The sequence below is a fragment of the Agrobacterium rosae genome (genome assembly GCF_002915175.1).
GTDB classification, from domain to species: Bacteria; Pseudomonadota; Alphaproteobacteria; order Rhizobiales; family Rhizobiaceae; genus Agrobacterium; species Agrobacterium rosae.
The window spans coordinates 422,917-448,161 of the sequence record NZ_NXEJ01000004.1; the positions used below are offsets into that span (position 1 = coordinate 422,917).

Consider the following 25,245-nt stretch of genomic DNA (forward strand, 5'->3'; position numbering starts at 1 on the left):
TAGTGCGTTTCAAGGGGTAAGAAAAAGCCGGGTTAACGCCCGGCTTTTTTATTGTGCAGGTCTCACCAGGCCCACGGTCTTTTCGATGAAATCGGCGATGCTGGCCGTGTCGTCCAGATCGAACACCGGCAGCGTGGTGCCGGGAACGGCATGATCGGCGGCGATGGCGATGATATGCGGATCGCTGGGCGCAAGCGGCTCGGTCTTTGCCGCATCCAGCCTGCGCGCTTCGATCTTGGGCACAGGCTCGTATTTATAGCCCTCGATCAACACCAGATCGCACGGCGCGATGCGGGCGAGGATATCTTCGAATGATGGTTCAGGGGCGCCGCGCAGCTCGTGCATGATGGCGAAGCGTGTGCCGGAAACAATCGTGACTTCGTGCGCGCCTGCATTTCTATGACGCCAGCTATCGGCACCCACCTTGTCGATATCGAAATCGTGGTGCGCGTGTTTGATGGTCGAGACGCGGTAGCCACGCGCCGTCAGTTCCGTGACGATGCGAACGGCGAGCCCTGTCTTGCCTGAGTTTTTCCAGCCGGAAATACCGAATACTTTCTGGGTCATGCACTCATGCTCTTGAAGAAGGTTTCCGCGGTCGCAAGCTCGTCGGGCGTATTGATGTTGAAGAAAGGATCGATGGAAGTCGTCAGGCTTTCGATGGGCGGAAACGAAACGCCGATCGTCGGGTGACGCGCCAGAAAGCTGCGGATACGGCGGTTTCGGTCATCCCCAAGCCAGGTCTCCAGATCATCTGCAATTGCAATCGGCCATAGCCCGAAGACTGGGTGCACCTGCCCAGTCGATGCGGCGATGACGATGGCGTTTTCACCGGTGACATGGTCGATAAGGCGGGCTACCAAATCCGATGGGAAGAAAGGGCTGTCTGCCGGGACTGTCAAAAAATGTGTCGCTTGCGGCGCTTGGTTTGCAAAATGGCGCATGCCAGCGAGAATGCCTGCAAGGGGACCGGCATGACCCGCTTTGGTGTCGGGCACGAGCGGCAGGCCAAAGGTGTCAGCCCAGCTCTCGGAGGCGTTTAGGGCCAGCGTCGTCACCTGCGGTGTCACACGGTCTATGACGTGAGACATCAGCGGCTTGCCTCCGAGTGGGCTCAGCGCCTTGTTCGTTCCCATACGTCGGGAAAGGCCACCGGCCAGGATAAGGCCGGGAATGTCAGACACGATCATCACGTCCCGCTTTGCTGTTGGTTATGGCGACGTTCCTGCCTGCCGGTATATATGCTTGCGGCAAGCGCGAGGATTGCGTTCAGCAACATGACCAGCAGCAGTGGCGTTGTACCCGCTTCCTTCGATAAGAGGGAGGAGGCAAGCACCGCCAGACCGGCCCCGCCACCAATCGTCAGTGCACCGCCCAGGCCAGATGCCGAACCGGCCAGATGAGGCTGGACGTTGACCATACCCGCATTGGCGCTGGGCAATGTCACGCCGTTTCCAATGCCGATGAGCGCCAGTGGCAGGAAGAATTCGTAATGGCTGCTCAGTCCGAGATAGGGCAGGGCGATGGCACCGATGATGCCCAATGCCGCAATGCCGTTACCGGCCAGCATCATTCTGGAAATGCCGACGCGTTGCGCGTAACGACCGGAAAGGAAGTTGCCGAACATATAGCCGCTGGCCATGAAGAAAAATTGCATGCCGAGCGTCGCCGGTGTCAGTCCGTAGAGCACGCTTCCCACAAAGGGAGCGCCGCCCAGAAAGGAGAAGAAAAGGCCGGATGAGAATGTGGAGGTCAGCGCGTAGCCCCAGAAGCGTGTCGATCTCAGCAATTGCGGCCATGCTTGGAACTGGGCCGAAAAACTTGCGGATTTCTGGCGGTTGGTTTCCCCTAGATCGAAGAAGATGAGGATCAGCATGGCAGCACCGCAAAAGGCGACGAGCACAAAGCTCGCCTGCCAGCCGGCGAAATCATTGAGAAAGCCACCGATCGTCGGACCGACCATGGGAACGACGGACATGCCCATGGTAACGTAACCGATCATCGATGCGGCCTGGTTTGCAGGCACCATGTCTCTGACGATGGCGCGTGCCAGCACGAAACCGGATGCAACGACCGCCTGCAACATTCGCCCGAACATGAAGACGGTGATGTTGGGCGCCAATGCGCAGATGAGGGTGGCGATGACCATCAAGGCAAAGCCAGCCAACAATACGGGCCGACGACCGAAAAGATCGGACAGCGGGCCGATGACGAGCTGTAACAGCGCCGTCGTTGCCAGATAGCCGGACACGGCAAACTGCATGACCGCGTAATCCGTTTCGAAATACACCGCCATGGCGGCAAGCGACGGCAGGAAAATGTTCATGCACAGTGCTGCAACGCCTGCGATAAGAACGAGGGTGGCGACATGCGGTGGCGTCGATCTGTTCAGGAAAAGGGCGGCGCTCATTGTATTCTCGTCGAGGTCTTAGCAATCGGCGGCTGGTGACGTCTGCTCTCACGGTAGAATGTGTAGAGGCCGGACGCGATGATAATCGCCGTACCGAGCAGTATCCATGAATTCAGGCTCTCGCCGAACACGAAATAGCCGATGGAAAATGCCCAGATCATGCTGGTGTAGCGGAAAGGTGCGACGAAGGCGATATCGCCGCTGCGCATGGAGAGGATCACGGCCTGATAACCGATGACGACCAGAACGGCCGCTGCGAACAGGTGTGACCAGACGTAGCCATCCATCGGTTGCCAGCCGCCGAACGGTATGATGAGTGCCGCGCCGATCAAAGTGTTGACGAAGGAGGTGGTCATGGTCACCGTCAGCGACGGGATATCCGTGTACATGCGCCGTGTCAGGAGATCGCGCCCGGCGGTGACGAATACGGAACCGACGACCAGAAGCGCTGCGGTGGTAAACCCATCCGGACCGGGCCGGATAATGATCAAAACACCCAGGAAACCCACTAGGATAGCCGTCCACCGCCGCCAACCGACCTTCTCGTTGAGGAACAGCGCGGCACCCAGCGTAACCGCCAGTGGTAAGGACTGCATGATTGCCGAGATATTGGCAAAGCCCATCAATGCCAGTGCGTTGAGGTAGAGAATGGACGCCGAGACTTCGCAAAGGCAGCGCAGCACGATGATGGGCCGCAGCAATGTCTTGATGGGTCTGAGCGCGCCCATATGGCGGGCGATGACATAGACCAGAGCACAGGTCATAAGGCCGCGCACGAACAGGATCTGGCCGGTGTTGATATAGGGAGTGACGGATTTGGTGAAGGCGTCGTTGACCGTAAACGAGGCCATCGCGAGCGCCATAAGCAACGCACCGCGTGTATTGTCCGTCAATGCCATCATTCCAATCCCAGATCCGCAACGGTGCCGCTACCCGTGCAATGCACGTATGACGACTCCGCCCACTCCTCTAATATAAGGTGGTGACATGGTGGGGATTTGAATTCAATCGAATTATTCGATCATCATACGCTGGGAAACATCAGCCGCCTGTGACACTCATGTGGCGGGCGACGGCGGGGCGTTTGTGGGTGCGGTCGATGATGAAGTCGTGGCCCTTGGGTTTGCGCAATATCGCATCATCTATGGCCTGCGAAAGCAGGGCATTGTCGTCGGATGCGCGCAGCGCCGTGCGCAGATCCGCAGCGTCGTCCTGGCCCAGACACATGTAGAGTGTGCCGGTGCAGGTGAGGCGAACACGGTTGCAGCTTTCACAGAAATTATGGGTCATCGGCGTGATGAAGCCGAGCCTGCCGCCGGTTTCCTTCACCGAGACATAACGCGCCGGGCCACCGGTCTGATAGCCGATATCGCTCAGTGTAAACTGTTCTTCCAGCGATGCGCGGACCTGCGAAAGCGGCAGATAGCGATCCGTACGATCTTCCTCGATCTCGCCCATCGGCATGGTTTCGATGACGGTGAGGTCCATGCCGCGTTCATGCGCGAAACGCATGAGGTGGGGGATTTCGTGCTCGTTGAAATCCTTGAGTGCTACGGCATTCAGCTTGATCTTGAGGCCAGCGGCCAATGCGGCATCGATGCCGTTCATGACCTTGGAGAAATCGCCCCAGCGGGTGATCTGCTTGAATTTATCCGGGTCGAGCGTATCAAGAGACACGTTGATGCGGCGCACGCCGCAATCATATAGCTCAGCTGCGTGAGCTGCCAGCTGTGATCCGTTGGTGGTCAGCGTCAGCTCGTCCAGCATGCCAGCATCGATCTGGCGACCGAGGTCGCGCACCAGATGCATGATGTTTTTGCGCACCAGCGGCTCGCCGCCCGTCAGCCGGATTTTGCGCACGCCTTTTTTGATGAAGGCTGAACAGAGCCGATTGAGCTCTTCCAGCGTCAGAAGGTCTTTCTTTGGCAGGAATGTCATGTGCTCGGACATGCAGTAGGTGCAGCGGAAATCGCAGCGGTCTGTGACGGAGACGCGCAGGTAGGTAACAGCGCGTCCGAAGGGGTCAACCATCGGGCTCGTGCTTTCGTTCAAGGATGTCGCTGGCTGGAGCGCTCCGAGAAAGCTGTTCAACCTGAAATCTCCAATCAATCTGCGCTGTGTCTGCTGTCTTATCTTACCATGTAATGCCTTGCCGCAGTGCAGACAAGGTCGTAAGTGTGCGGGATATATCACGGTTTGGAAATGAAAAGATGAATGAGCCCTGGCCGACCGAATTGCGGGTCTCCAAAGATCGCAAACATCTTGTCGTCACCTTCGACAATGAGCAGTCGTTCGATCTACCGGCGGAGACGTTGCGGGTGCTGTCTCCCTCCGCCGAGGTTCAAGGTCATGGGCCGGGCCAGAAGATAACCGTTCCAGGCAAACGGGACGTCACGATCCGCTCCGTTGTCGCGACAGGAAATTACGCCGTGCGCATCGCCTTCGATGATGGTCATGACAGTGGAATTTTCACATGGCGATATCTGTTCGAGCTGGGGGAAAAGGGTGACACTCTGTTCAGTGCCTATGAGCAGGAACTGGCTGAAAAAGGCTTGAGCCGGGACCGTAAAATCCGGTAGCAGAAGACAATATTTCATGACGTTACGGGGGTGACACTTGGCGGTCGAGGGAAATGCAAATGATCTGGCGCAAGTTGTCGTCCTGTTGGCGGCAGGCGTCATCGCGGCCCCGATCTTCAAACGTATCGGGCTGGGCTCGGTGCTGGGATATCTCGCCGCCGGCTTAGTCATCGGCCCCTTCGGTTTTGGAGCATTCTCGGATCCGCAAGCCATCATTCATATTGCCGAACTCGGCGTGGTGATGTTCCTCTTCATCATCGGCCTTGAAATGCAGCCTTCGCGGCTGTGGTCCATGCGCAAGGATATTTTCGGGCTTGGTGCTCTGCAGGTACTGACCTGCATGGCAGGGTTGACGATGATCGGCCTTGCGCTCGGATTTTCGCTGATCCCGTCTTTCGTCGCGGGCACCGGCTTCGTACTGACATCCACCGCCATCGTCATGCAGATGCTGCAGGAGCGCAACAGCATGTCGACGTTGAAGGGCCAGCGGATCATTGCAATCCTCCTGTTCGAAGATCTGGCCATTGTGCCGCTTCTGGTGCTTGTGACGTTCCTCGGTGCGGGCGGCGAGACCGTGACTTTGACGGAGCGGTTCACCTCTATCGGGATTGCGCTTGCCGCCATCGTCGCGCTGATCCTTGCCGGCCGGTATCTGCTCAACCCGTTCTTCCGGCTGCTCGCCGCGTCCGGCGCCCGCGAAGTGATGACGGCTGCGGCCCTGCTGGTTGTTCTCGGATCAGCACTGCTGATGCAGGTCAGCGGGCTTTCCATGGCCATGGGCGCATTTCTGGCCGGTGTTTTGCTGTCCGAATCGTCCTTCCGCCATCAGCTGGAAGCGGATATCGAGCCCTTCCGTGGCATTCTGCTTGGCCTGTTCTTCTTAGGCGTCGGCATGGCGATCGACCTGACGGTGATTGCGGCCAACTGGCAACTCGTGCTGATGAGCGTCGTTGCCTACATGCTCATCAAGGCACTGCTGATCTATGGCGTGGCGCGTGTGGTGGGCACATGCCAGCGCGAAAGCATCGAGCGGGCGGTGTTGATGGCGCAGGGCGGTGAATTTGCCTTCGTGCTCTATTCCGCAGCCGTCGCTGCAGGTATCCTCGATGCCGAAGCCAATGCCGTGCTGACGGCGACCATTATCATTTCCATGATCCTGACGCCGCTGATGGTCATCGCCCATGATCGTATCGTGCCGAAGAAAGCGCCCGAAACCGGTGATCTCGATCTGCCCGAAGATGTTGACGGCAGCATCCTCATGATCGGCTTTGGTCGCTTCGGCCAGATCGTCAGCCAGCCGCTTCTGGCGCGTGGTTATACGCTTTCGCTGGTCGACAAGGATGCCGACTTCGTGCGCGATGCCTCCGGTTTCGGCTTCAAGGTCTATTACGGTGATGGCTCCCGCGCCGAGATTCTGCATGCGGCAGGTGCGGGCTCGGCCCGTGCGGTGCTGATCTGCGTGGACGACAAGGAAGCGGCCATTCGCATTGCAGAGATCGTCAAGCACGAGTTTCCTTTGGTGCCTGTTCTGGCGCGGGCCTATGATCGCGGCCATGCGCTCGATCTGTTGAAGGCAGGTGTGGATTATCAGATCCGCGAGACATACGAATCTGCGCTCAATTTCAGCGAAAAAGTGCTGACCGCGATCGGTGAGGAGACTGATCTGGCAGAACGCCTGATCGAGGAATTCCGTGATGTCGACAAGGAGCGTTTTGCGCTTGAGGTGGTGGGTGGCGTGTATGCCGGACGCTCTCTCATTCGCGGCAATGCGCAACCTGCCGATATCGTCGCAGCGCGCACGGCGCGTGAGCGTGCCGAACGCGAAGCGCGGGAAGAGGCGCGAGAGGATAGCTAGCGCGCTGTCACATCATTGTCGTGACAGTCCTGTTCAAGCGGGACTGTGGAGAAGGAGTTCATCATGACGATTATTCGCTCTGTGGAAGATTTGAAGACGATTTACGGTGAGTCGTCCGAAGCATCTGTCGTAAAGGTCACATCTTCGCTGACGGCTGAATACAAACAGATGATCGAAGCATCGCCATTTGTGGCGCTGGCGACGGTCGGGCCGGAAGGTATGGACTGCTCACCGCGCGGTGACAAAGGCGGAGTTGTCAGGGTTGCGGATGCAAAGACCGTGCTGCTGCCGGACTGGCGCGGCAACAACCGCATCGACTCGCTGCTGAACATCGTGCGCGATCCGCGGGTGGCGCTCATGTTTCTCATTCCCGGTTCCAACACGACGATGCGGATCAACGGAAAGGCCGTCGTGTCCATCGACCCTGCGCTGCTCGACAGTTTCGAGATGGACGGAAAGCATCCACGCACAGTTACCGTGATCACGATCGATGAGGTCTATTTTCAGTGCGCGCGTGCGCTCATCCGTTCCGAATTGTGGAACGCGGAAAACTTCGTTGATCCCGCAGCCTTGCCGACAGCCGGAACGCTTCTGAAAGCCGCGAAGGCGGATTTCGACAAGGAAACCTATGACCGTGAATGGCCGGAACGGGCAGCCAAGACCATGTGGTGAGCAGCGGTAGAGCCGAGACCTCGGCTCACTGCTTGTAAATAAGCCAACTCTTGTTGGCATAATTCTTCTGCATGCCGTCCTCGAAGAAAATGGTGCGGTTACGACCGGTTTCCTTGGCGTGATACATGGCGGTATCGGCGCGTGCATATAGCTCACCAGGGTTTTGCGCCTGCGAGGCGAGCGCGTAACCGATGGAGATCGTTACCTGTCCGTAATCGACACCGGATTTGGAGTTGCGGAACGGCGTCTTCTCCAGCGACGTGCGGATACGCTCGCAGACCGCATGGATTTCCTCCTGATTGTTGCCATCGAGGATGATCGCAAATTCCTCGCCACCGCTTCGGGCGATAAAACCGTCCTTGCGGACATTGGCTTTGATGATCGAAGCGACGCTCGCCAGGATTTTATCGCCCACCGGATGACCGAAGGTATCGTTGATGCGCTTGAAGTTATCGACATCCAGCAGCACCAGCGCAGATAGATGAAGACCGATGCTGGTGTCGTACATCGAAGCCAGCTTGTCATCGAACGCCCGCCGATTGGAGAGCCTCGTCAGGGAATCCGTGTTGGCAATGCGCTTGTATTCATCAAGCTCAAGCCGGACCTGCTGCATTTCGGCGGCGTGACGATCCACGTTTTTGAATGTGGTTTCATTTTCCGTCATCTTATTGCCGGTGGCATCCACCAGCATGGAAATGGCCGTGCGCAGAAGATGTGTGCTGGATTGATTTTTATCCGCGATACCGGCCCGGGTTTCATCCAGAATACGATTGTAGTTCTCGAGGCATGTCTGCTCATGTTGCAAGACCACCAGAAGCGCATTCAGTTCGGAGTGAAGTTTTTCTCGCGCAGATTCGAGCAGTTGACTATGAGTATGGTCGAAATAACGCGCGCCGAGTTCGTCCAGTTCTTCCTGCGTCGCAAGTGTGCCCAATGCAGCGAGGTCACGGGTCAAAGCAGGGTTTGATCCGATATAGGCCTCATAGAAGAGGTTATAGTTCCTTGGAATGGGTACAACACCCATATTACGCATTGCAAAGAGAATCTGCGCTGCGATATCAGGTGCCTTCGGCGTTGATGTCGTACTCATCAAGTCACTCCCGGTAGTAAAGTTAGTATCTATCCCACTCGTCTTTCAGATTTCCTTTTGGAAAGCTTCGGTGACGAAAATCAATATTGATTGTGAGAAAGTCGTATCATCAAATACCTCAATCCATCCGCGGACGCTTATTTTTATAATTAGAATCGCCTAAAGCAGAAGGGGCCATTTCCCATACCATTTTACGGGCTAATTTATAGAGGTAATTTCTTATAGCTATGTAAAATTCTTGAATATTTTTAAAGGTGTCCAGTATTCTAAGATGGTTGGAAACGGCCCGTAAGAGCCGTTTCCAGATTTCGACGTTACTTGGGGCCGATCATGTTCTCTGGGCGAACATACTGGTCGAATTCTTCGTTCGACAGGTATCCGCCGCCGACGGCTTCTTCGCGAAGTGTCGTGCCGTTCTTGTGAGCGGTCTTGGCGATCTTGGCGCAGGCGTCATAGCCGAGTTTGCTGTTCAGCGCCGTCACCAGCATCAATGAGTTCTCGACACCCTTTTTGATGTTGTCTTCGCGGGCTTCGATACCGACGACGCAATTGTCGGTGAAGGACACGGCTGCATCGCCCAGCAACTGAACGGACTGCAGGAAGTTATATGCCATCATCGGGTTGTAGACGTTGAGTTCGAAGTGACCCTGCGAGCCCGCAAAGGTGATTGCTGCCTGATTGCCGAAGATATGCGCGCAAACCTGCGTCAAGGCTTCCGACTGTGTCGGATTGACTTTGCCCGGCATGATGGAGGAGCCGGGTTCGTTTTCTGGCAAAGCGAGTTCACCAAGGCCAGCACGTGGGCCGGAGCCGAGGAAACGGATATCGTTGGCGATCTTGAACAGCGCTGCTGCCGCCGCGTTGATCGCACCATGCGAGAAGACCATGGCGTCATGGGCTGCAAGAGCTTCGAACTTGTTAGGCGCAGTGATGAAGGGCAGTCCGGTGATTTTGGCGATCTCATCCGCAACCTGTTCGGCAAAGCCGACCGGTGCGTTGAGCCCTGTGCCGACAGCAGTGCCGCCCTGCGCCAGCTCATAAAGGCCTGACAATGTCAGTTCGATGCGCTTGATGGCGGAAGCAACCTGAGCTGCATAACCGGAAAATTCCTGACCCAATGTCAGCGGTGTTGCATCCTGCGTATGGGTGCGGCCGATCTTGATGATGTGGGCAAAGCCCTTGGCCTTGGCGTCGAGTGCTGCATGCAGGTGCTTGAGGCTTGGCAACAGGTGGTGAACGATCTGCTCAGCGCAGGCAATGTGCATGGCCGTCGGGTAGGTGTCGTTGGACGACTGGCTCATATTGACGTGGTCGTTGGGGTGAACCGGCTTCTTGGAGCCCATCTCGCCGCCAAGCATTTCAATCGCCCGGTTGGAGATGACTTCGTTGGCGTTCATGTTCGACTGCGTGCCGGAACCGGTCTGCCAGACGACGAGCGGGAAGTGATCGTTGAGCTTGCCATCGATGACTTCCTGCGCGGCCTTGATGATGGTCTCGCCCAGCTGTGTGTCCAGTCCGCCTAGCGCCATGTTGGTGCGGGCAGCAGCCTGCTTGACGATGCCGAGCGCACGAACCACGGAGGCGGGCTGCTTTTCCCAGCCGATCTTGAAGTTGCCGAGTGAACGCTGTGCCTGAGCGCCCCAATAACGGTCGCTTGCAACGTCGATAGGGCCAAATGTGTCGGTTTCGGTGCGTGTGGCTGTCATCAGTCCTGCCTCTCCTGTGCGGTCCAGCGCCAAGACAGCTTCTCCGCCAGCCTTGCGCGCGCAGACATATAAAGCGATAGCGCAATCATGGAAAGCCTGTCCTGCGGTGTGGCACCATATTTCCCAGGGGACTTCAAACGCAGACATCCGGCCCGAAAGTCCGGGCGCGTGGCTTTTCTGTCACGTCGTTCGATTGCGTGGATTTTATGCCATCATTGGCACCACTGTCGAAAACTTGTTTGCGCAATGTTAGGAAATTAAAGAGAAATTTAACTATTCTCGCCAAACGTGGGCACCATGCCGAAGCGATTTTTTCGTGACGGAAACTCATGTCTGGCACTTGATTGGACTTCGTGCGTTTTCTTTCCAAAAGCAGACCAATCAGCTAGACAGACACATACTCTTTATATGCGCCTCGATGAATGATGGCGCGGGATGCGGCGAGGAATAAATTGCAAATCACTTCTGGAAAATCATCGGCAGCATTCATACTGGCTCTCGGACTTTCCGTTTCGGCGGCGATGCCCGGCTCGGCCGGTGCAGTGACCCTCATGGACCTTCTGCGTGGTGGACCAGGCAAGGTCGAGCGTGAGCGCCAGGATCGCGGTCTGCCGGGTGTTACGACAACTATGCAGGGCAGCGCATCCACACGCGATGTCGATCCTGAGCCATTGCCGCGTGTTTCCGGCCCTCGATATTATACGTACAAGGCCGATGGCGCGCGCGCTGTCGACACGTCGAAGTTTTCCGCTGGTCTTGCAGGCGTTAAGCTCTCGGCAACGCCCGAAATCGCCAAGGCGCTGGAATCCTACTACAACGCAGGCGGACAGCCGATCTGGGTTTCGAATGGCGATCTGAATGAGCGCGCCAGCGCCGTTCTCGCATTTTTTGAAAAGGTCGGTGACAGCGGTCTCAACCCAACCGACTACAGCATTTCCGCGCCTTCGCAGGACGTGACAGCCAGCATTTCGGCAGAACCGGCAGCTCAGGTGCAGAACGCATCCGTTTCCGAACAGCAGTCCATTCCTCCTGCCATGATGCAGTTTGAACTGGCGCTTTCGGCCAAGGTTCTGGCCTATGTGCAGGACACGACACGCGGTCGCGTCGATCCGAACAAGCTGTCCGGCTATCATGATTTCAAGTGCAAGACGGTCAATCTGACGCCGGTTCTGAAGCTTGCCAGCCTCAGCCCGGATGTTGCTGCCTATCTGCGCAGCCGTGAGCCATCCAACGTTGAATATCAGGCGCTGAAAGCCGAGCTGGCAAAGCTGCGGGATGAAGACAAGGACGCCGACAACAAGGTCGTCGTGCCTGCCGATCTCGTTCTCAAGCCCGGTGAAAACAACGCCGATATGGCAAGTGTCGTCAAGGCTATCGAGCATCGCTCTTCCGCCACTTTGAAGACTGGCCATGCCTCGACGCTCTCCAGCTACCAGCAGACGCCGGAATACACGCCTGATCTCGTTGATCTGGTCAAGGCATTCCAGAGCGAAAACGGCCTAAAGGCTGACGGTGTTATTGGCCGTGCAACCGTGCGCGCCATGACCGGCGACAGCAACGAAGCCAAGATCGCCAAGCTGGAAGTGGCCATGGAACAGGTTCGCTGGTTGCCAGCCGATCTGGGCGACCGGTTCGTCTTCATCAACCAGCCTGCGTTCATGGCTTATTATCATAATGAAGGTGTCGAGGACTTCGGCATGAAGGTGGTCATCGGTTCCAAGGCGAACCAGACCTACTTCTTCCAGGACGAAATCCAGACGGTTGAATTCAATCCTTACTGGGGCGTTCCGCAGTCGATCATCATCAACGAGATGCTGCCGAAGCTGCGCCGCGATCCGTCTTACCTGGACCGTCTGGGCTACGAAGTTCAGGTCAACGGTCGTTCGGTCTCGTCTTCCGAGGTGAACTGGTACGGCTCCACCAATGCGGTTTCCGTGCGCCAGCCACCGAGCAGCGACAATGCGCTGGGTGACCTGAAAATCCTGTTCCCGAACGCACATGCCATCTACATGCATGACACGCCTGCGAAGAGCTTCTTCAACCGCGATATGCGTGCGCTGAGCCACGGCTGTATCCGTCTGGTCGATCCACGTCGCATGGCTGCTGCCGTTCTCGGCACGACCATGGACAACGTGAACAAGCAGATTGCTGCAGGCCAGAACCGCGCTGTTCAGGTATCGGGCAAGGTTCCTGTCTACGTGTCCTACTTCACGGCATGGCCGGACAAGGACGGCCACGTGCAGTATTTCGACGACGTCTATGATCGCGACAGCTACGTCATGAAGGCGTTCGACACGACGACGAAGGCGCGTGCGTCTTCGATCTAAGGCATATATTACAACATCAAAAGCGCCTTCACGGGCGCTTTTTCTTTATGAGGGCAGGGGCAATGCGGGACATTCAGACGGTTATCAATTCCATCACCGAAAAAATGCAGCCGCGACTGGGTGCCGCGAAGGTGGCCGATTATATTCCCGAGCTTGCCAAGGTCGATCCAAAGCAGTTCGGCATTGCCGTGACCACCGTGGACGGTCAAACCTTTGTGGCTGGCGACGCAAAGGTGCAGTTTTCGATACAGAGTATCTCCAAGGTGTTCATGCTGACACTTGCGCTGGGCAAGACGGGAGAGAGTGTGTGGAAGCGGGTAGGGCGCGAACCCTCCGGTTCTGCTTTCAACTCCATCGTTCAGCTGGAGCGGGAGATGGGCATTCCACGCAACCCCTTCGTCAACGCCGGTGCCATTGTCGTTACCGATATGGTTCTGGCGGGCCACCAGCCGCGTGAGGCGATTGGCGAGGTGCTGCGCTTCGTGCGCTACCTGGCCGATGACGAGACGATTTCCATTGACAACAGGGTTGCGAAATCCGAGCAGACGACCGGCTATAGAAACTTCGCTCTGGCCAATTTCATGAGCAGTTTTGGCAATCTGCACCATCCGGTCGATCATACGCTGGGCGTTTATTTTCACCAGTGCGCGCTGTCCATGAACTGCGTGCAACTGGCACGGGCAGGGCTGTTTCTGGCCAATCGTGGCCGCAACCCCGTGACTGGCCACTCCGTGGTTTCGGAAAAACGGGCACGGCGCATCAACGCGCTGATGCTGACCTGCGGCCATTATGATGGCTCGGGCGATTTTGCCTATCATGTCGGTCTGCCGGGCAAGAGCGGCGTGGGTGGCGGCATTCTGGTCGTGGCACCCGGAAAGGCGTCCATCGCCGTCTGGTCGCCGGGCCTCAATGAAGTCGGCAATTCGGCTCTGGGCTCTGTTGCGCTGGAAATGCTGGCAAACGAAATGGGCTGGTCCGTATTCGGGGCTTGATCTTCACGGCATATGCGGGCATTCCCTGAACCTGGAACGCTGACGCGCGTTCAGGACCAAGCGAGATTGCCATGAACATTGCCGCAGACATCGATGACATGCCCGAAGGCGTCGAGCCTGAAGAGCAGGGTGGCGCGCATCCGCTGTTCGCCAATGCACCACGCTCCGTCTCGTTCAACAAGCTGCGCAAACGGCTGTTGCGCAATGTGCGCCAGGCCTTTGATGATTTCGATATGCTGAAAGGCCAGAAGCGTTGGCTGGTCGGCCTTTCTGGCGGCAAGGACAGCTATGGACTGCTGGCGCTGCTGCTGGATTTGAAATGGCGCGGCCTTCTTCCGGTCGAACTCATCGCCTGCAATCTCGATCAGGGCCAGCCGAATTTCCCCAAGCATATCCTGCCGGACTATCTGACCAAGATCGGCATGCCGCATCGTATCGAGTATCGCGATACCTATTCCATCGTGAAGGAAAAGGTGCCTGCGGGTGGCACCTATTGCTCGCTCTGTTCGCGGCTGCGGCGCGGTAATCTCTACCGCATTGCCCGTGAAGAGGGCTGCGATGCGCTGCTGCTGGGTCACCATCGCGAAGATATACTCGAAACCTTCTTTATGAACCTGTTTCATGGCGGGCGGCTTGCGGGCATGCCGGCGAAACTGATGAATGACGAAGGCGATGTCATGGTGCTGCGTCCGCTGGCCTATTGCGCGGAAGAGGACATGGCGAAGTTTGCGACTGCGATGGAGTTTCCGATCATTCCCTGCGACCTGTGCGGTTCGCAGGACGGTCTTCAGCGCAATGCCATGAAAGACATGCTGGCCGATATCGAGCGACGGATGCCGGGCCGCAAGGATGTGATGTTGCGCGCCATGGCGCACGTTAACCCCTCTCATCTGCTCGACACCAAGCTTTTCGATTTTGCAGGCCTGACTGTCACCGATCCGTCATGCTAGGAGATTAGGTCGTGGAAGCTCTTCCCATTTTTAAAAGAAATGCTTCATGACACTTTCCGATTCCGATCTTGAATTCCTTGTCTCGACCGTTGCAGACGCCGGGGTGAACGACATCATTCCGCGCTTCCGTAATTTGAGCGCTTCCGACATCTCCGAAAAAACCTCCGTTATCGATCTCGTGACCGAGGCGGATATTCTGGCGGAAAAGCGCATCACCGCTGCTCTGCTGGAACGTTTTCCAAAAGCCCATATCGTTGGCGAAGAAACCTATGATGCCGACCATTCGGTTATTCCAGCACTTGTCGATGCGCCGCTTGCCTTCGTGATCGACCCGATCGACGGCACGTTCAATTATGCATCCGGTCTGCCCGCATTCGGTACTTTGCTCGCCGTTACCATAAAAGGGGAAACGGTCGCGGGCATCATCCACGACCCTGTCATGGGTGATACGATTGTTTCGGTTAAAGGTGCGGGCGCAACGCTGAAACGCAAGAACGGCAGCGAAGCGAAAGTGACGGCGGCAAAGCCTGTCGATCTCTCTCAGATGGTTGGCGTTTTTTCCTGGGGCCACAGTTTCGAAGAGCGCCGCCCGGTGATCGCCGCCAACATGACCAAGACCAAGATGGCGCTTTCGCTGAATTGCTCGGCGCATGAATACTGGCTGGTTTCCAGCGGCAAGATTCACTTCATCGGCCATGAAAAGCTGATGCCGTGGGACCATCTGGCCGGTGTGCTGACGCATCAGGAAGCGGGCGGATACACTTCCAAGTTCGATGGCACCCCCTACCGCCCCGGCGATCTGTCAGGCGGCATTCTGTCCGCCCCAGATAAGGACAGCTGGAAGATGATACGCCGCGAAATCGTCGGCCTTTGATTTGATACTAGGAAGGAACACCCATGACCGTTGAACTCGACATCGCATCGCTTGCCAATGCCCTTCAGGAGGCGGCAGGTGTGGAAATCATGCCGAGGTTTCGCAATCTGGGCGAGGGTGACGTGCGCATAAAGACGGAAGCCATCGATCTCGTGACAGAGGCCGATGAGGCTGCTGAGCGTCTGATTCGTGACCGGGTGGCCGAATTCATGCCGGATGCACTTTTCGTGGGTGAAGAAGCCGTTGCGGCCGACCCATCGCTTCTGACCAAGCTGGGCGAGGCAGATCTTGCCGTCGTTGTCGATCCCATCGATGGGACCTTCAACTTCGCTGCCGGTCTGCCGCTCTTTGGCGTGATGCTAAGCGTTGTATCGAAGGGTGAGACGGTCGCGGGCATCATCTATGATCCCATGGGCAATGACTGGGTCATCGCTGAAAAGGGCTCCGGCGCATGGATGTGCAGCGCCGATGGATCGCAGAGCCAGATGAATGTCGTGCCTGCGCCCGAACTTTCGCAAATGGTCGGCATTGCCAATACCGGCTATTTCGAGGGCGATGTGCGCCGCCGTTTGCTGAACAATCTGGCCGATGTGCGCCTGTTCACCAGCTACCGCTGTGCAGCCCACGAATACCGCACCTTCTGCGGCGGCCACATGCACTTCCTGATGTATAACAAACTGATGCCATGGGATCATCTGGCCGGCACGCTGATCTCGCAGGAGGCGGGTGCTTACGCTGCCCGCTTCGATGGTTCGCCCTATCTTCCGCACCACACCAGCGGCGGTCTTCTGCTGGCACCCAATGAAGAGACATGGGAACTGTTGCGCGAGAAGATTTTCACGGTCTAAGCGGAGCTTGTTGAAACGCAAAAGGCGCGGATGTCTCCATCCGCGCCTTTTGCGTTCTTGGTATTTTCAATGTGTCGGTTTGTTCTGTGGATGAAACAGGATACCTTTTTCGCCAAGCAGCACGAAGCTGAGGCCCACGACGGAAACGATGAAGAAGCCGCCCACCATCGGCAGAGCCGTGCCATCGAAAGCCTGGCCGATGGCCGCGCCGATCATAGAGCCGCCGATCGTGCTCATGAAGCCGATGACCGATGAGGCCGTACCGGCGACATGACCCAGCGGTTCCATGGCCAGAGAGTTGAAGTTCGAGCCAATGAGGCCGAACTGGAACATCGCCAAGGCGAACATCACGATAAACAGGAAGAACGGCATGGGCTGGGGTCCGAAAATCTGCGCCATCAGCCACACGAATGTGATGACGATGAAGCCGATCAACGAGCCATGCGACAGCTTTCTCATTCCAAAATGACCGACGAGGCGGGAATTGAGGAAGGACGACAGCGCCATGAACAGGGCCACACCGGCAAAGGCAGCAGCGAACCAGGCACCAAGTCCATAAATGCCCTTATAGACCTGTTCTGCCGAGTTGATGAAGCCGAACAGCGCGCCGAAGATGACGGTGCTGGCGATGGTGTAGCAAAGCGCCACGCGGTTCGTGAGAACGATTTTGAAGCCCTGCAGGACAGATGCGACGGTAAGCGGACGCACGTCTTCAGGGTGCAGAGTTTCCGGCAGACGCAGATACATCCAGACGGTAACGATGGCGGCAATTGCAGCCATGAAGCCGAAGATCAGATGCCAATCACCGAAAAACAGCACGATCTGTCCTGTACCCGGTGCGATGACCGGTACGACCATGAACACCATCATGATCAGCGACATGACTTCCGCCATCTGTCGTCCGCCGTAAATATCACGAACGATGGAAATGGTAATGACGCGTGTTGCTGCCGAACCGATGCCCTGAATGAAGCGCAGGACGAGAAGGCCTGCGAAGGACGGAACGAAGATCACCGCTATGGAGGAGAGAATATAGATGCCGAGGCCGAACAGCATGGGTTTGCGACGACCGAAGCGGTCTGCAATCGGGCCGTAGAACAGTTGCGAAATGCCAAAACCCAGCAGATAGGCCGAGATGACATATTGCCGATGGTTTTCATTATCGACACCCAGCGACGCGCCGATTTCCTGCAAGCCAGGAAGCATGATGTCGATGGCGAGTGCGTTCAGCGCCATGAGCGCGGCTGCGAGACCGATAAATTCCGTGCGCCCCATGGAGATGGCGCGCGCCGGATCAGATTGTGAAAGATTTGTCACAGACGTTGTCCCAAAAGAACGGCAAAGGCGTTGCTTGGGGCAACGCCTAGACATGTTTTTAAAAGTAGGGGGGCCGGGTTATCCCGGCCGGAATCAGGCCGCTCCGCGGACGCTGATACCCTGTTCCTGAAGTTGGTCCTGAAGCTCGCCCGACTGGAACATCTCTTTTATGATGTCACAGCCGCCAACAAACTCACCCTTGATGTAAAGCTGCGGAATGGTGGGCCAGTTGGCGTAATCCTTGATGCCCTGACGCAGATCTGCGTCGGCAAGCACGTTGATGCCCTTATACTGCAGGCCGAGGTAATCGAGGATCTGTACGACCTGCCCGGAGAAACCACACTGCGGGAACTGCGGGGTGCCTTTCATGAAAAGCACGATATCGTTGCTCTTCACTTCGCCGTCGATCATTTCGTGAATGCCGCTCATGGCCATTTCCTTTCACACGCGGTTCAAGGCCGCTGCTTCGTTTGTTCTTAAATAACATGGTGGCGGGCGATTTCCAGCCATGAATGGCAAAAAATCCAAGCGGATCGCGCATATCGTCTGTGCGTTGGTCGGTATACGAGACAGAACGAGCTGGGCTGATCAGAGACCAGCAGCTTTTTTCAATACGTCGTCAATGCGCGCCTGCCAGCCGGGGCCTGTCGCCTTGTAATGGTCCACCACCTCCGGGCTCAAGCGAATGGAGAGGGGAATTTTCGTCGGTGCTTTTTGCTGGCCGCGTGTTTTGGGAAAAAACGCCGCGATATCATCAGGCAGTTGCGACGCAGGTTTTGCACGCCCGAAATCGGCATCGGTCCATTCCGGATTGTCGGCATCAATGACTGTTTTGTTTGACATAACTGTCATACTCCTTCTTGTGCGCCCGACGAAGACTGATCGCGCGTAGTCGTCCGTCTCGGTGCGTAAAGGCCAGGCAATGTGGTTTGCCATCAATCAGGCCCCATGCCCGGTATCGAACCTCTCCGTATCTGTTACGGTCATCCTCAACGAAGGCAAGAATTTCGAGATCGACCGCTCGAGAAAGAGACATCCCGTGCTTTTCGATATTGATTTCATCTTTGGCAGGGTCGAATTCAATTTCCATATTGTATATACGATTTAAGTGGGTGAATTGCAATATACATACTGTTGGGGACGCAAACTTAAGGCACCCCTTTCATAATATCCGGATCAGGGTATAGGTTACCACTATCTCAAATATCCAGATTTTCCGCGAATGCCGAACGATCCTGAATGAAGCGGAAGCGGGCTTCGGGCTTGGTGCCCATCAGGTTGTCCACGGCTTCGCGGGTGCCTTCGAAATCCACGTCATCGATTTCCACGCGCAGAAGGGTGCGCTTGGATGGGTCCATGGTGGTTTCCTTCAACTGCGCCGGCATCATTTCGCCAAGGCCTTTGAAGCGGCCGATTTCGACCTTTTTGCCTTTGAAGACCGTTTCCATCAGCTCGGCACGATGCACGTCATCGCGGGCGTAGACCGTCTTGGCACCCTGACGAATGACGTAGAGCGGCGGCACGGCCAGATAGAGATGGCTGCCGCGGATGAGTTCGGGCATTTCCTGATAGAAGAAGGTGATCAGCAGCGAGGCAATGTGCGCGCCGTCTACGTCGGCATCGGTCATGATGACGATGCGCTCGTAACGCAAATCCTCGTCGCGGTACTTGGTGCGGGTGCCGCAACCGAGTGCCTGGATGAGATCGGCGATCTGCTGGTTGGCGGAAAGCTTTTCGCGGCTGGCACTGCCGACGTTGAGGATTTTACCACGCAACGGCAGAATGGCCTGATTGGCGCGGTTGCGCGCCTGCTTGGCCGAACCGCCAGCCGAATCACCCTCGACGATGAAAAGCTCGGCACCTTCGGCTGTGTTCTGCGAGCAATCCGCCAGCTTGCCGGGGAGGCGCAACTTGCGAACGGCGGTCTTGCGGTTGACTTCTTTTTCCTTGCGGCGACGAAGACGCTCTTCGCAGCGCTCGATGACCCAATCCAGAAGCTTTGCCGCTTCGTTGGGGTTGCCGGCGAGATAATGGTCGAATGGGTCACGTAGCGCGTTTTCAACGATGCGCTGGGCTTCGACGGTTGCCAGCTTGTCCTTCGTCTGCCCGACGAATTCCGGCTCGCGAATGAAGACGGACAGCATGCCGACGGCTGAGATCATCACGTCATCGGTGGTGATCTCGCGGGCGCGCTTGTTCTGCGTCAGTTCGGCGTAGTTCTTAAGCCCCTTGGTCAGCGCGATGCGCAGGCCAGCCTCGTGGGTGCCGCCTTCAGGCGTGGGGATGGTGTTGCAGTAGGAATGCAGCTGGGCATCGCCACCATACCAAGTCACGGCCCATTCCATGGCGCCGTGACCGCCGGTCTTTTCCGTCTTGCCAGAAAAGATTTCGCGAGTAACGGTAAAGTCCTTGCCCAGCGTTGCCGCCAGATAATCCTTCAGGCCACCGGGGAAGTGGAAAACAGCCTTTTCCGGAATGTCACCGTCCGGTGGCACCATGCCGGGATCGCAGCTCCAGCGTATCTCGACGCCGCCGAACAGATAGGCCTTGGAACGCGCCATGCGAAAAATGCGGGCCGGGTCGAACTTTGCGTGGTCGCCAAAAATCTGCGGATCGGGATGGAAACGAACGCGCGTACCGCGACGATTGTGCACATCGCCCAGTTCTTCGAGACCGCCCATGGGAATGCCGCGTGAAAAACGCTGGCGATAAAGCTTGCGGTTTCGGGCCACTTCCACTTCGAGTAGGTCGGACAGCGCATTGACGACGGATACGCCGACGCCGTGAAGGCCGCCCGACGTTTCATAGGCTTTGCCATCGAACTTGCCGCCCGCATGCAGCTTGGTCATGATGACTTCAAGCGTGGACTTGCCGGGAACCTGCGGGTGGTTTTCCACGGGAATACCGCGACCGTTGTCGCTGACCGTCAAAAAGCCTTCGGTGTCCAGGTGGACTTCGATGAAATTGGCGTGGCCGGCGACGGCCTCGTCCATGGAGTTGTCGATGACTTCGGCAAACAGGTGGTGCAGCGCTTTTTCATCCGTGCCGCCAATATACATGCCGGGACGCATGCGCACGGGCTCCAGCCCTTCCAGCACCCGGATGGACGAAGCACCATATTCCTGCTCGGACGAGGTGGTTGCGACCGCAGGCTTCGGCGCGCTGGCGACAGCTTTCACCACAGGCGTGAGCGCCGGTTCACGCGGCTCCGGCTCCTGTTGCTTTGCAGCGGATTGGCTTGAAAAAAGATCGTTGCTGTCGTCCATTGTGCCCAGTTCAGTCAGAATTTGGCCATGCGAGCAGGCATATGATTTGCCACAACGGCAACCCAATGTTGCTACTCAAGCACGGATGATCGGTTTTCGCGTCGTCCAAGGATTGCGCCGCGCTTGCCCGGATGGCAAGTGTTCTGGCTCAAATGAAATGGTTCCTCAAGGCATGTCCACAGCTATCTTCACCTTTTGTACTCTTTTTTGCCTGTCTGTTGCCATCGTGCCAGCCTCTGCACAAAGCAGCAGCGGGCCGCTGAAACCCTTCAAGGACGAGCTGTTTTCCAACCAGCCGGTGCTTTCCACAGGCGATAATGGCGCGTCTGAAATTATCGATTATCAGGAAATGCGTGACATCAATGGGCGCGACGATACGCCGGAGCGACGGGTGAAGCGCCAATATGTCGACCTTGCGCCGAAGAAGTTTCAAGAGCTGGAGACAGTCGCGGTTGGGGGCAGGGCGCTGGAGGTTGGTCGCGTTGGTGCGGCAACCGGTCAGGCCTTCACAGTGATCTTCATTCACGGTCGCGGCGGCGATCGCAGGCTGGGCATGAATGACTATACCTTCGGCGGCAATTTCAATCGACTGAAGAATTTGGCGGTTGCCAATGGCGGCACCTATTATGCGCCGAGCGTGCGTAGCTTCGATGAGAAGGGCGTGGCGGATATTACCGCATTAATTGCTGATGCAAACGCCAATTCCGGCGGGCGTCCCGTCATTCTCGCCTGTGCGTCCATGGGCAGTTTCATTTGCTATGGTATCAGCCGCGATGCGCAGGCAGTGTCGAATCTCAAGGGCATGGCAATTCTTGGCGGTGCGGTTGACCCGGACTTTCCCAAAAGCGTTTTTGCGAAAGCCAAAAAGCCCGTCTGGTTTACGCATGGCAGCGAAGACAAGGTTTATTCGGCGCAGCAGCAGGCGGGTATTTTCCGCACATTGCTGAAAGCTGGCCAGCCGACACGCTTCACGCTCTATCAATCCGGCACCCACGGTACCCCGGTACGCATGACGGACTGGCGTGCGGTGCTGAATTTTTTGGTCACGCATTGAGCAGGGATGGCGTCAAAACGACGAAAACAAGCGAATTGCTGCGATTTTAACCAATGTTATGAACCAAAAGCATTCTTTTTTGTACCAAATACAATCGCTAGCCTTTAAGACATAATGGAAACTGGCCGCCATAAGCGCTTGCACTTTGGTGAGCGCTTTTGAAGTTAAGAGGAATAGATCGCCCATGACCCCTGATGTTCGCCCGCTCGTCGCTGGAAACTGGAAGATGAACGGAACACGCGATTCGCTTGATCAGATCAAAGCGATGGCCGAGGGTGTCAAAGGTCCACTTTCGGACAAGGTGGACGCACTGATCTGCCCGCCTTCCACGCTACTTTATGTGGCAACGGCGCTGTGCGATGACAGCCCATTGAAGATCGGCGCGCAGGATTGCCACCAGAACCCGTCGGGTGCCCATACGGGTGATATTTCCGCTGAAATGATTGCCGATTGCTTCGGCACCCATGTCATCGTCGGCCACTCGGAGCGCCGCACGGACCATGCCGAAACCGACCATCTGGTTCGCGCCAAGGCCACTGCGGCCTATGCGGCGGAACTGGTCGCCATCATCTGCATTGGCGAGACGGCGGATGAACGCAAAGCCGGCCAGACGCTGGATGTTCTCAAGCGCCAGCTTTCCGGCTCTCTGCCGGACGAGGCTGTGGCAGAAAACACCGTGATTGCCTATGAGCCAGTGTGGGCCATCGGCACCGGCCTGACGCCGACCACGCAGGATGTTAAGGAAGCGCACGCCTTCATGCGTGAGGAACTGGTCAAGCGCTTCGGTGCGGAAGGGCAGGGCATGCGTATTCTCTACGGTGGCTCGGTCAAGCCAACCAACGCGCTGGAACTGATGGGCGTCGAGAATGTCGATGGCGCGCTGATTGGTGGTGCCAGCTTGAAAGCGTCCGATTTTCTCTCCATCTACGCGGCATATGAGCAATTGACGGCTTGATGTCGTCTTTCGTCTCGCAGGGGGTTGGAATACGCTTTCGCCTCATGTAAAGAGCCGCAAACTTCTTCATTGTGCTCCAAACGGGGCATGGAATGGATTGTCATGCAGAACGTACTGATTGTTATTCATCTCATGATCGTGCTGGCGCTCGTCGGTGTGGTTCTGGTTCAGCGCTCCGAAGGCGGTGGCCTTGGTATCGGCGGCGGCTCCGGCTTCATGTCCGCGCGCGGCACTGCCAATGCGCTGACGCGCGCAACAGCCATCCTTGCGGCGCTGTTCTTCGTCACGTCTCTCGGCCTTGGTCTTCTGACACGCTACGAAGCGCGCCCAACGGATATTCTGGATCGCATTCCGGCGACACAGGGTCAGGGCAACGGCATTCTCGATACGCTTGGGCCATCGTCTTCGACGCCTGCTGCTCCGGCTCAGAACGGTGTGCCATCATCGACCAACGGCGCTGCCGCCCCGTCGACAACGACGCCGCCACCAGCGACCCCGGCTCCGGCAACACCAGCCCCGGCCAATTCGAACGCAGTTCCGACCGGCCAATAAACCCGGTTGACGCATAACACTCCGGCAGGCCAAAAGCCTGCCGGTTTTCTTTTGTTCACATTCCGGCCATGCCGTGTCGCGTCATCAACAGATGAATGCGCTCTGACATAAATTTTGGCTGGCGGAATCACTCAATTAAAGGTAACCGGTGAATCCCATGGCGCGATATGTATTCATAACAGGCGGCGTGGTCTCCTCTCTTGGTAAGGGCATTGCCGCTGCAGCACTCGGAGCGTTGTTGCAATCCCGTGGTTACCGGGTGCGACTTCGCAAACTTGACCCCTATCTCAATGTCGACCCCGGCACGATGAGCCCCACCCAGCACGGTGAAGTGTTCGTGACCGATGACGGCGCGGAGACGGATCTCGATCTTGGTCACTACGAACGCTTTACAGGACGTTCGGCCACCAAGACCGACAACATCACCACGGGTCGTATCTACAAGAACATCATCGACAAGGAACGCCGCGGCGATTATCTCGGCGCGACGGTGCAGGTCATTCCGCACGTCACCAACGAAATCAAGAATTTCGTGACCGAAGGCAATGAGGAATACGACTTCGTCATCTGCGAAATCGGCGGCACGGTGGGCGACATCGAAGCCATGCCGTTCATGGAGGCGATCCGTCAGGCCAAGAACGACCTGCCACGCGGCACGGCCATCTTCGTTCACCTGACGCTGATGCCTTACATTCCTGCAGCCGGCGAGTTGAAGACGAAGCCGACGCAGCACTCCGTCAAGGAATTGCAGGCGCTGGGTATTCACCCGGATATTCTGCTGGTGCGTGCCGACCGGGAAATTCCCGAGGCCGAACGCCGCAAGCTTTCTCTGTTTTGCAACGTGCGTCCATCCGCTGTCATTCAGGCGCTTGACGTGGCCAACATCTATGACGTTCCGATTGCCTACCACAAGGAAGGCCTCGACAACGAAGTGCTGGCCGCCTTCGGCATCGAGCCTGCGCCAAAGCCACGCCTGGAGCAGTGGGAAGAGGTCTGCAACCGCATCCACACGCCGGAAGGCGAAGTGACGATTGCGATCGTCGGCAAATATACCGGCCTCAAGGACGCGTATAAGTCGTTGATCGAAGCCCTGCATCACGGTGGCTTTGCCAACCGCGTCAAGGTCAATCTGGAATGGATCGAGTCGGAAGTCTTCGAAAAGGAAGATCCAGCACCGTATCTCGAAAAGGTCGATGCCATCCTCGTTCCCGGCGGTTTCGGTGAGCGTGGCTCTGAAGGCAAAATCCGCGCGGCCCAATATGCCCGTGAGCGTCAGGTGCCTTACTTCGGCATTTGCTTCGGCATGCAGATGGCAGTCGTGGAAGCGGCCCGCAATCTGGCTGGCATCGAAAAGGCCTCCTCTACCGAATTCGGCACCACGCCGGAGCCTGTCGTTGGCCTGATGACCGAGTGGGTCAAGGGCAACGAGCTTGAGAAGCGCAACGCGGCCGGCGACCTCGGCGGCACGATGCGTCTGGGTGCTTACAAGGCATCGCTCAAGAAAGACACCAAGATCGCCGAAATCTACGGCTCCACGGATATCTCCGAGCGCCACCGCCACCGCTATGAAGTCAACGTAGACTACAAAGACCGCCTCGAAAACTGCGGCCTCGTCTTCTCCGGCATGTCCCCGGACGGCGTTCTGCCTGAGACAGTTGAGTACACTGACCATCCATGGTTCATCGGCGTGCAATACCACCCCGAACTTAAGAGCCGCCCGCTCGACCCGCATCCTTTGTTTGCGAGTTTTATTGAAGCGGCGCTGGAGCGGAGCCGGTTGGTTTGAGGAGCATCCCGG

General features: G+C 57.0%; 24 protein-coding genes. 12 read left to right on the forward strand and 12 right to left on the reverse strand.

The features are described from left to right. Positions 1-48: 48 nt before the first annotated feature. The 5 genes from mobB to moaA form a co-directional block, all read right to left on the reverse strand. On the reverse strand, positions 49-567 hold the full coding sequence (mobB, locus tag CPJ18_RS09400; protein ID WP_103657820.1) for a molybdopterin-guanine dinucleotide biosynthesis protein B: 519 nt from the start codon (positions 565-567) through the stop codon (positions 49-51). Beyond that, positions 564-1,190, reverse strand: a complete 627-nt coding sequence (gene mobA / locus CPJ18_RS09405; protein WP_103657821.1) for a molybdenum cofactor guanylyltransferase MobA — start codon at positions 1,188-1,190, stop codon at positions 564-566. Before mobA ends, mobB begins: the two co-directional genes overlap by 4 nt. Continuing rightward, complete coding sequence (locus CPJ18_RS09410; protein WP_103657822.1) at positions 1,190-2,410, reverse strand: multidrug effflux MFS transporter; 1,221 nt, start codon at positions 2,408-2,410, stop codon at positions 1,190-1,192. The genes mobA and CPJ18_RS09410 overlap by 1 nt, the downstream gene beginning before the upstream one ends. Beyond that, the gene (locus CPJ18_RS09415; RefSeq protein ID WP_103657934.1) at positions 2,407-3,309 is read right to left on the reverse strand and encodes a DMT family transporter; all 903 of its coding nucleotides are present in this window, start codon (positions 3,307-3,309) and stop codon (positions 2,407-2,409) included. Before CPJ18_RS09415 ends, CPJ18_RS09410 begins: the two co-directional genes overlap by 4 nt. A 142-nt stretch (positions 3,310-3,451) precedes the next feature. Further along, positions 3,452-4,441, reverse strand: coding sequence for a GTP 3',8-cyclase MoaA (gene moaA, locus CPJ18_RS09420; protein ID WP_245445382.1), 990 nt, complete (start codon positions 4,439-4,441; stop codon positions 3,452-3,454). 179 nt (positions 4,442-4,620) lie between these two features. Here moaA and CPJ18_RS09425 point away from each other — a divergent pair, with 179 nt between their 5' ends. From CPJ18_RS09425 to CPJ18_RS09435, 3 genes are all read left to right on the forward strand, one after another. Next, positions 4,621-4,989, forward strand: a complete 369-nt coding sequence (locus CPJ18_RS09425) for a gamma-butyrobetaine hydroxylase family protein (protein ID WP_077116885.1) — start codon at positions 4,621-4,623, stop codon at positions 4,987-4,989. 37 nt (positions 4,990-5,026) lie between these two features. Then, the gene (locus CPJ18_RS09430; RefSeq protein WP_103657824.1) at positions 5,027-6,844 is read left to right on the forward strand and encodes a monovalent cation:proton antiporter-2 (CPA2) family protein; all 1,818 of its coding nucleotides are present in this window, start codon (positions 5,027-5,029) and stop codon (positions 6,842-6,844) included. Positions 6,845-6,907: 63 nt separating this feature from the next. Then, a complete protein-coding gene (locus tag CPJ18_RS09435; protein WP_103657935.1) occupies positions 6,908-7,516 on the forward strand; it encodes a pyridoxamine 5'-phosphate oxidase family protein in 609 nt (202 codons plus the stop codon). Between the two features lie 25 nt (positions 7,517-7,541). On the opposite strand, the gene CPJ18_RS09440 is transcribed toward CPJ18_RS09435, so the two are convergent. Next, entirely contained in the window at positions 7,542-8,606 is a 1,065-nt protein-coding gene (locus CPJ18_RS09440; protein WP_077116879.1) for a GGDEF domain-containing protein, read from the reverse strand. A gap of 314 nt (positions 8,607-8,920) precedes the next feature. Then, positions 8,921-10,312, reverse strand: coding sequence for a class II fumarate hydratase (gene fumC, locus CPJ18_RS09445; RefSeq protein WP_103657936.1), 1,392 nt, complete (start codon positions 10,310-10,312; stop codon positions 8,921-8,923). Positions 10,313-10,770: 458 nt separating this feature from the next. Here fumC and CPJ18_RS09450 point away from each other — a divergent pair, with 458 nt between their 5' ends. The 5 genes from CPJ18_RS09450 (at position 10,771) to CPJ18_RS09470 (ending at position 16,303) form a co-directional block, all read left to right on the forward strand. After that, on the forward strand, positions 10,771-12,639 hold the full coding sequence (locus CPJ18_RS09450) for a L,D-transpeptidase family protein (RefSeq protein WP_483416160.1): 1,869 nt from the start codon (positions 10,771-10,773) through the stop codon (positions 12,637-12,639). Between the two features lie 62 nt (positions 12,640-12,701). After that, positions 12,702-13,631, forward strand: a complete 930-nt coding sequence (locus tag CPJ18_RS09455) for a glutaminase (protein WP_077116877.1) — start codon at positions 12,702-12,704, stop codon at positions 13,629-13,631. A gap of 71 nt (positions 13,632-13,702) precedes the next feature. Continuing rightward, a complete protein-coding gene (gene ttcA, locus CPJ18_RS09460) occupies positions 13,703-14,581 on the forward strand; it encodes a tRNA 2-thiocytidine(32) synthetase TtcA (protein ID WP_077116875.1) in 879 nt (292 codons plus the stop codon). Positions 14,582-14,627: 46 nt separating this feature from the next. Continuing rightward, on the forward strand, positions 14,628-15,455 hold the full coding sequence (locus tag CPJ18_RS09465) for an inositol monophosphatase family protein (RefSeq protein ID WP_103657825.1): 828 nt from the start codon (positions 14,628-14,630) through the stop codon (positions 15,453-15,455). 23 nt (positions 15,456-15,478) lie between these two features. After that, positions 15,479-16,303 carry an inositol monophosphatase family protein gene (locus CPJ18_RS09470; RefSeq protein ID WP_077116871.1) on the forward strand — a complete coding sequence of 275 codons (825 nt, stop codon included), beginning with the start codon at positions 15,479-15,481 and terminating at the stop codon, positions 16,301-16,303. Positions 16,304-16,369: 66 nt separating this feature from the next. On the opposite strand, the gene CPJ18_RS09475 is transcribed toward CPJ18_RS09470, so the two are convergent. The 5 genes from CPJ18_RS09475 to parE form a co-directional block, all read right to left on the reverse strand. Then, positions 16,370-17,578, reverse strand: coding sequence for a multidrug effflux MFS transporter (locus CPJ18_RS09475; protein WP_103657826.1), 1,209 nt, complete (start codon positions 17,576-17,578; stop codon positions 16,370-16,372). A 135-nt stretch (positions 17,579-17,713) separates the two neighbouring features. Beyond that, positions 17,714-18,049: a Grx4 family monothiol glutaredoxin gene (grxD, locus tag CPJ18_RS09480; protein ID WP_077101464.1), complete on the reverse strand. Its 336-nt coding sequence runs from the start codon at positions 18,047-18,049 to the stop codon at positions 17,714-17,716. 159 nt (positions 18,050-18,208) lie between these two features. Continuing rightward, positions 18,209-18,463, reverse strand: a complete 255-nt coding sequence (locus CPJ18_RS09485; RefSeq protein ID WP_245445374.1) for a BrnA antitoxin family protein — start codon at positions 18,461-18,463, stop codon at positions 18,209-18,211. Further along, positions 18,441-18,710, reverse strand: a complete 270-nt coding sequence (locus CPJ18_RS09490; protein WP_103657828.1) for a BrnT family toxin — start codon at positions 18,708-18,710, stop codon at positions 18,441-18,443. Before CPJ18_RS09490 ends, CPJ18_RS09485 begins: the two co-directional genes overlap by 23 nt. A gap of 109 nt (positions 18,711-18,819) precedes the next feature. Beyond that, a complete protein-coding gene (gene parE / locus CPJ18_RS09495) occupies positions 18,820-20,886 on the reverse strand; it encodes a DNA topoisomerase IV subunit B (RefSeq protein WP_103657829.1) in 2,067 nt (688 codons plus the stop codon). A 172-nt stretch (positions 20,887-21,058) separates the two neighbouring features. Here parE and CPJ18_RS09500 point away from each other — a divergent pair, with 172 nt between their 5' ends. The 4 genes from CPJ18_RS09500 to CPJ18_RS09515 all read left to right on the forward strand — a co-directional run bounded on the left by CPJ18_RS09500 (position 21,059) and on the right by CPJ18_RS09515 (position 25,233). Continuing rightward, complete coding sequence (locus tag CPJ18_RS09500; protein ID WP_103657938.1) at positions 21,059-21,940, forward strand: alpha/beta fold hydrolase; 882 nt, start codon at positions 21,059-21,061, stop codon at positions 21,938-21,940. 184 nt (positions 21,941-22,124) lie between these two features. Further along, positions 22,125-22,895 carry a triose-phosphate isomerase gene (tpiA, locus tag CPJ18_RS09505; RefSeq protein WP_103657830.1) on the forward strand — a complete coding sequence of 257 codons (771 nt, stop codon included), beginning with the start codon at positions 22,125-22,127 and terminating at the stop codon, positions 22,893-22,895. Between the two features lie 102 nt (positions 22,896-22,997). Further along, positions 22,998-23,447, forward strand: a complete 450-nt coding sequence (gene secG / locus CPJ18_RS09510; protein WP_103657939.1) for a preprotein translocase subunit SecG — start codon at positions 22,998-23,000, stop codon at positions 23,445-23,447. 157 nt (positions 23,448-23,604) lie between these two features. After that, positions 23,605-25,233 carry a CTP synthase gene (locus CPJ18_RS09515; RefSeq protein WP_103657831.1) on the forward strand — a complete coding sequence of 543 codons (1,629 nt, stop codon included), beginning with the start codon at positions 23,605-23,607 and terminating at the stop codon, positions 25,231-25,233. Positions 25,234-25,245 lie beyond the last annotated feature (12 nt).